At 67.3% G+C, this 6,841-nt stretch carries 5 protein-coding genes; 4 read left to right on the top strand and 1 reads right to left on the bottom strand.

From position 1 onward, the window contains the following. From ABT294_RS50540 to ABT294_RS50530, 3 genes are all read left to right on the top strand, one after another. The coding region (locus tag ABT294_RS50540) for a potassium-transporting ATPase subunit C (RefSeq protein WP_350813716.1) at positions 1-240 on the top strand (240 nt) is incomplete at its 5' end. Position 241: 1 nt separating this feature from the next. Beyond that, positions 242-2,779 (top strand): DUF4118 domain-containing protein, encoded by a 2,538-nt coding sequence (locus ABT294_RS50535; RefSeq protein ID WP_350813715.1) that lies wholly within the window; start codon positions 242-244, stop codon positions 2,777-2,779. Continuing rightward, positions 2,776-3,444 (top strand): response regulator, encoded by a 669-nt coding sequence (locus tag ABT294_RS50530; protein ID WP_350813714.1) that lies wholly within the window; start codon positions 2,776-2,778, stop codon positions 3,442-3,444. The genes ABT294_RS50535 and ABT294_RS50530 overlap by 4 nt, the downstream gene beginning before the upstream one ends. A 6-nt stretch (positions 3,445-3,450) precedes the next feature. Here the strand turns inward: ABT294_RS50530 and ABT294_RS50525 are convergent, their stop codons facing one another. Then, positions 3,451-4,245, bottom strand: a complete 795-nt coding sequence (locus ABT294_RS50525; protein ID WP_350813717.1) for a transposase family protein — start codon at positions 4,243-4,245, stop codon at positions 3,451-3,453. A gap of 735 nt (positions 4,246-4,980) precedes the next feature. Here ABT294_RS50525 and proS point away from each other — a divergent pair. After that, positions 4,981-6,423: a proline--tRNA ligase gene (gene proS / locus ABT294_RS50520; protein ID WP_350813713.1), complete on the top strand. Its 1,443-nt coding sequence runs from the start codon at positions 4,981-4,983 to the stop codon at positions 6,421-6,423. Positions 6,424-6,841: the final 418 nt, after the last annotated feature.

Raw genomic sequence — 6,841 nt, 5'->3', positions numbered from 1 at the left:
GGCGCGGGCACCCCCGCCGTCCCCGCCGACGCGGTGACGGCGAGCGGCTCGGGCCTGGACCCGCACATCTCCGTCGCCTACGCCGACCTCCAGGCCCCCAGGGTGGCCAGGGAACGAAAGATCGCCCTCGACCAGGTCAAGCGGCTCATTGAGGCCAACACCACCGGCAGGGCGCTCGGCTTCATGGGCGAACCCGCCGTCAACGTGCTCGAGCTCAACCTCGCGCTGGACAGGGGGTGACATGCGGGGGCGGCTGAGGGTCTACCTCGGAGCGGCGCCTGGGGTCGGTAAGACCTACGCGATGCTCAGCGAGGGCCGGCGTGCCTGCGAGCGCGGCAGGGACATGGTCGTGGGCTTCGTCGAGACCCACGGCCGCCCCCGTACCGCCGCCCTCCTGGAGGGCATGGAGGTGATCCCGCGCAAGAGCATGCTCTATAGGGGGAGCACCTTCACCGAGCTCGACGTGGACGCCGTCATCGAGCGCAAGCCGAAGGTGGCGCTGATCGACGAGCTGGCCCACACCAACGTGCCGGGCTCGCGCAACGTCAAACGCTGGCAGGACATCGACGACATCCTCGACGCCGGCATCGACGTCATCTCCACGGTCAACATCCAGCACCTGGAGTCCGTCAACGACGTCGTCCAGGAGATCACGGGCATCCCGCAACGCGAGACCGTGCCCGACGAGGTGGTCCGGCGGGCGAACCAGATCGAGCTCGTCGACATGTCGCCCGAGGCGCTGCGCCGCCGTATGGCCCACGGCAACGTCTACGCGCCGGAGAAGGTCGACGCGGCCCTGTCCAACTACTTCCGCATCGGCAACCTGACCGCGCTGCGCGAGCTCGCCCTGCTGTGGGTCGCGGGCAAGGTCGACGACCAGCTCGACCGCTACCGCGCCGACCACGGCATCGCCGCCACCTGGGAGACTCGCGAACGGGTCGTGGTCGCCCTGACCGGCGGGCCGGAAGGCGACACGCTGGTACGCCGCGCGGCGCGCATCGCCGCCCGCACCAAGGGCGCCGACCTGCTCGCCGTCCACGTCACCAGCTCCGACGGGCTGGCCGGAGGCGACCCGGCCACCCTGGCCCGCCAGCGTTCCCTGGTCGAGAACATGGGCGGCACCTACCACCAGGTCGTCGGCGACGACATCCCCCGGGCGCTGCTCGACTTCGCCCGCGGCGTGAACGCCACCCAGCTGGTGCTTGGGGCGTCGAGGCGCGGCCGGTTCGCGCAGATCCTCTCCCGGGGAGTCGGAGTGGAGACCACGGCACTGTCCGGCTCCATCGACGTCCACCTGGTCACCCATGAGGAAGTCAGGAAGGGCCGCGTCCGGTCCGAACGCTCGCGCGCCGCGCTGACCAGGAAGCGCAGGCTGGCCGGATGGGCCGTCGCCGTGGCGGGGATGCCGCTGCTGACCGCCACTCTCACCCCGTTCCGCGACATGCTCTCGCTGCCCAGCGAGATCCTCTTCTTCCTCAGCCTGACCGTCGGGGTCGCGCTGATCGGCGGCATGTGGCCGGCCATCACCGCGGCGATCGGCGGGTCGCTGCTGCTCAACTGGTACTTCACGCCGCCCATGGGCCAGCTCACCATCTCCGACCCGGAGAACCTGTTCGCGCTGGTCGTGTTCGTGCTGGTGGCGGCCGCGGTCAGCACGATCGTCGACCTGGCCGCCCGCCGTACCAGGGAGGCCGCCCGCGCCCGTGCGGACGCCGAGACGCTGTCGACGCTGGCCGGGCACGTGCTGCGCGGCGAGGCTGCGCTGCCCTCACTGCTCGGCCGGCTGCGCGAGACGTTCGGGCTGGACTCGGTCACCCTCCTCGAACGCGTGGGCGAGCCCACCCCGGACGACCAGTCCGAGCCCTGCGCCTGGCGCATCATCGCCACCTCCGGCGCCGCTCCCTGCACCGCCCCCGCCGTCGCCGACACCGACGTAAAGATCAACGACACATTGGTGCTCGCCGCGCACGGCCGGCTGCTGGCCGCCAGCGACCGGCGAGTGCTTGAGGCCTTCGCCGCCGAGGCCGCGGTCGCGTTGCGCCAGGAACGCCTGGAGGAAGAGGCCGAGCAGGCCAAACCACTGGCCGAGGCCGACAGGATGCGCACCGCGCTGCTCGCCGCCGTCAGCCACGACCTGCGCACCCCCCTGTCCGCCGCCAAGGCCGCCGTCGAAAGCCTGCGCAGCCACGACATCGACTGGACCCCCCAAGACCGCGACGAACTCCTCGACACCGCCCACCAATCGCTGACCCGCCTCGACCGGCTGGTCGAGAACCTGCTCGACATGAGCCGCCTGCAGGCCGGCGTACTCGGCCTGTCATTCCAGACCATCGCCCTGGAAGAAGTCGTCCCCCGCGCGATGGACGACCTCGGCTCGCTGCGCGATCGGATCGAGGGCGACATCTCCGTCGACCTGCCGGAAATCGTCGCCGACCCCGCACTGCTCGAACGGGTGCTGGTCAACCTGATGACCAACGCCGTCCGCTACAGCCCCACCGATCAAAAGGTGCTCATCACCGCCAGCTGGCACGACGACAACGTCGAGATCCGCGTCATCGACCGCGGCCCCGGCATCCCACGCGAAGACTACGACCGCGTCTTCCTGCCGTTCCAGCGGCTCGGCGACCGCGACAACGGCACCGGCGTGGGGCTGGGACTCGCGCTCTCACGCGGCCTGACCGAGGCCATGGGCGGCGCGCTCGTCCCGGAAGAGACACCAGGGGGAGGCCTCACCATGATCGTCCAAATGCCCATCTCATCCCAGGCGGTGACAGCATGACCAAGATCCTCGTCGTCGACGACGAGCCGCAGATCCTGCGCGCGCTGCGGATCAACCTGGCCGCCCGCCACTACGAGGTCGCGGTCGCCGCGGACGGCTCCTCTGCCCTGCGCGAAGTCGCCGAATGGCATCCCGACCTCGTCGTCCTCGATCTCGGCCTGCCCGACATCGACGGCGTCGACGTCATCCACGGCCTGCGCGGCTGGACCCGGATCCCCATCGTCGTGCTGTCGGGCCGGGCCGGGAACCAGGACAAGATCGACGCCCTGGACGCGGGTGCCGACGACTACGTCACGAAACCGTTCAGCATCGCGGAGGTCCTCGCCCGCGTCCGCGCCGTCTCCCGCCGCGCTGCCGTCCAAGAGGCCGAGCTGGCCAGCATCAAGATCGGCGACCACACGGTCGACCTGGTCGGCAAGACCATCTCCGGAGGCATGCGGCTTACCCCCATCGAATGGCACATCCTGGAGGTCCTGCTCCGCAACCCGGGCAAGCTCATCCCCCAGCGATATCTGCTGACCGAGGTGTGGGGCAGCAAGCACGTCAAGGAGACCCACTACCTGCGCCAGTACATGGCCCAGCTCCGCAAGAAACTCGAACGCGACCCCGCCCGCCCGGTGCACCTGATCACCGAGCCGGGCATGGGCTACCGCTTCACCCCATGACGCCCTTCAGCGGCTCGGCACCGGACTCGTCGTCCCGGTGGCAAGCCGCTGGGTATCGGCCCTGCCGGCTACGGCGATCGAAGCCAGATCGCCGCGGTCGCGGCGTTCGGTGAGGAAGAGCGGTCCGCGGGTGCGGGAGCTGCCGTCGGGCAGGCGCAGCAGGCGGACGGTGCCGGTGTCCCAGTACACCCATTCGATCGCGCCGCCCTTGGACGCCACAGGCGCGGGCCGACCTTCGAGGTCGAGGTCTTCGACGTTGAGCGCGAGGATCTCCGCCGCGCGGGCGGCGGATTCGTAGCTCAGGGTCTTCTCGCGCAGCGGGATGTCGCGGCGGCTCAGCAGCCGGTGCAGCGTGGTCAGCGCGGTGACCTTGCGCGCGCCGGCGACGCTCACGCGGGCTACCGCGCGGTGGCGCCGGGCGCGAGCGGTCGGCCGGGCCCGGTTGGCGGCCTCCGGGCGATGTACCGGATAACGTGCCCGAGTCGCGCAGTCCCGTCGCAGGCGGTTCGCCCGGTCGGCGCGAGGCGATGATCGTTCATGTACGTGATAGGCCGATATCACGTACATGGCCTGCCGGCCGTAGCGTTCGGTCAGCCCGGGAACCTGCTCGACGAAGGTCTTCTTGCCGCACTCGGCGTTACGGCACACGAAGCGGACCACCTGCAGATGGATCAACACCTCCTGACCGGCGAGGGCAGTATCGGCCAGGCGTCGCTCATACCGGCTGTGCACCTGCCGCGAAGCCACCCCACAGCCCGGACAAGACCCCTGCGAGCTACCGGTTCTCGCCTGGATCCGCACCGACCTTCCATGACGGAAGACACGGTCGACACGCACGCAGGCCAGATGAGGAAAGCAGATCCCGAGCAGCTCCGACACGATCACCCAACATGAACACCAGGTCGGCCGGGCCGTCCGCTGAAAGATCACGAAATTAGTGCCAGAGCCTGAATACTGACCCCCCAGGCGGACGCGCGGGTTCTAGTGCTTATCGCAACACACCTGATCATTAGGGACGTGTTGATGGCGAGGCGGGGACCCAAGCGACGGTTAGATGTCGAGTCGGAGTACTGGCGGCCGGGGGAGGCCCCGCTAACGAGCGGCTAACAAACGATCAAAAGGCCAGATCCGCGATCTTGGGATCTGGCCTTTTGAGCTGGTCATACAGAGTGGGGCTACCAGGACTTGAACCTGGAACCTCTTCCTTATCAGGACCATCCCGGCCGCGATCAGAGGCCTGCAACCCGGTCTTGAGCGGCGCTGCAAGGGCGTGGACGTGAGTGGTCGTGTGCCTCTGTTGCAGTACTGATTGCAGTACGCGACCGCTGAGAGCCCCTACTGCCCGAAGGGAATCTGAGCTGAGCATTCACTCCATGGGGTTGCCCGTGTGCACTCATGAGCGTGCATGAGGCCAGGTTGATGTATTGGGCGTCACCAGCACCTATGACTGCCATCCGTCCCCGCCCCCTAAGGGCACTGTCGCGAGGCCTTCCTCGACGAGCCACGAGGACATGCCATGAGCGATATTCTCCCTGCATGGGACGTGATGAACGTGGTGTGACTCCTCAGAATGAGGACTTCTCGGCCTGGTACAACGAGCTGGTTGCAAAGGCGCAGCTCGTTGACAGGGGACCCGCCAAGGGCACCATGGTCATCCGACCGTACGGTTATCGCCTGTGGGAGCTCATCCAGGGGGAACTTGATCGCCGGATCAAGGACACCGGTCATGAGAATGCTTACTTCCCTCTGCTGATCCCGGAGAGCTACCTCCGGCGAGAGGCCGATCACGTCGAGGGATTCTCCCCTGAGCTCGCCGTTGTCACTCACGCTGGCGGTAAGGAACTTGAAGAGCCGCTGGTCGTTCGGCCCACCTCAGAGACGATCATCGGCGAGATGATGGCCAAGTGGGTCTCATCCCATCGAGACCTTCCGCTCCTGCTGAATCAGTGGGCCAACGTCGTGCGCTGGGAATTGCGGCCCCGCATGTTCCTGCGCACGACGGAATTCCTCTGGCAAGAGGGTCATACAGCACACGCCGACGAGGCGGACGCGATGCGCGAGACGATGCTGGCGCTCGATCTCTACACAGAGGTTGCGCGGGACATCGCGGCGATCCCCGTAGTACCTGGTGAGAAGACAGCCGGGGAGCGGTTCGCCGGCGCCGTCCGTACCTTCACCATCGAGGGCATGATGAGGGACGGCAAGGCGCTCCAAGCTGGAACCTCCCACTACATGGGCACGAATTTCGCCAAAGCCTTCGACATTCAGTACACCTCCGAAGCTGGTCGTCTCGAACTGTGTCACACCACCTCATGGGGCATGTCAACGAGAATGATCGGCGGGGTCATCATGACCCACGGCGATGACAAGGGCCTGGTCCTCCCGCCCAGACTTGCCCCCTATCAAGTGGTAATCGTGCCGATTGGACGTGGCGATCAGGGCGCGCAGACCTCGGCCGCGGCGCTGGAGCTTGCAGGGCGACTTAAGGCGGCCGGTATACGCACCCATGTCGATGATCGCGCACAGCTTTCGCCTGGCTTCCGGTTCAATGACTGGGAGCTGCGCGGCGTTCCTATCCGGCTGGAACTCGGTCCGCGTGATCTTGAGTCTGGCACTGTGGTGATGGCCAAGAGGCTCGGCGACGAGGGCAAACAGAGCATCTCGCTGTCTTCTGCGCCGGAGCTCATTCCTGGCGTACTGGAGGATTTCCAAGCCTTCCTTCTTCAGCGGGCTACCGAATACCGCGACAGTCACACCATGAGGGTGGACACCTGGGACTCCTTCACGGAGGCCGTAGCGTCGGGATGGGCGTTGGTGTTGCACTGCGGCAGTCCCGCGTGTGAGGACGACATCAAGGCCAAGGTCGCAGCAACTCCGCGCTGTATTCCGCTCGACGGTGCTTCAGAGACCGGATGGTGCGTGCATTGCGGTGAAGCATCTGCGTATGGCAAGCGTGTCATCTTTGGGCGGGCTTACTGATCACGGCTACCACGATGCTCCGTGAGCCGGGGCTGAGGAACGAAGTCCCGGATCGGCGATCGCCCCCGACCCCGTACGCTGGCTGGCCACAGCCAGGCGATCGTAGTGCTGCATTTGGGCGGCGGCGCGTCCATGGTCGGCGGGTGAGGCATGGTGCGGCGGGCGCTGTGTACGGCGGGCGGCCCTGAGTCCCGCCGTCGTTCGGGACCGGCGCCCACGCCGCACGCCCGGACGGCGGGCGGGCGGCGGGCCGTGCGGCGGCGCGGAGGGCCGCCGCCTTGATCCCTATGAGAACAATTCGGCAGTGCTCAGTTAACTGCGAATGTGCAGCCGACGATGATCGTTTACGCCTGGGTCTGAGTCTTCTGCTTGAGGCGTTCGTAGGGGGTCTGGCCGCCGAGGCCGCCGTGGGGTCGAT

This window comes from Nonomuraea sp. NPDC000554, assembly GCF_040300065.1.
Classification (GTDB): domain Bacteria; phylum Actinomycetota; class Actinomycetes; order Streptosporangiales; family Streptosporangiaceae; genus Nonomuraea.
The sequence above is the reverse complement of the archived record's forward strand: the minus strand, read 5'-3'. Positions and strand labels throughout refer to the sequence as shown.

Coding starts and splice junctions, on each gene's coding strand:
- ABT294_RS50535 (WP_350813715.1), top strand. CDS start 242: ATGCGGGGGCGGCTGAGGGTCTACCTCGGAGCGGCGCCTGGGGTCGGT.
- ABT294_RS50530 (WP_350813714.1), top strand. CDS start 2,776: ATGACCAAGATCCTCGTCGTCGACGACGAGCCGCAGATCCTGCGCGCG.
- proS (WP_350813713.1), top strand. CDS start 4,981: ATGGGACGTGATGAACGTGGTGTGACTCCTCAGAATGAGGACTTCTCG.